This is a genomic window from Pseudomonas sp. AC463 (assembly GCF_979253585.1).
In genome coordinates, this window is the sequence record NZ_CEEDDZ010001229.1 from 1 (window position 1) to 231 (window position 231).

Sequence of the window (231 nt, forward strand, 5' to 3'; positions counted from 1 at the left end):
TCCTTGAGCACCTGCTTGGCGCCCTCGGTGCGGTCATGGGTGGCGTTCTGCGCCAGGTCGCCCATGATGATCGCCACGTTGCCTTTGCCTCCGAGTTTCTCGGCGAGGTCGCGCATCTGCAATTGCCCGGCCTCGATGTCGTTGGACGCCACGGTGACCACGCCTTTGGGCACGGTGCGCTCATCCGGATGACGGTTGACGTACACCCGCGGGATTTTGCTGGCGACGGCC

Annotated in this window: 1 protein-coding gene; it reads right to left on the bottom strand. The window is 64.9% G+C overall.

Annotated elements, in window-relative coordinates:
- Positions 1-231, bottom strand: a 231-nt coding sequence (locus tag AC0IYH_RS34220) for a substrate-binding domain-containing protein (RefSeq protein WP_471838951.1), incomplete at both ends; no start/stop codon positions are given.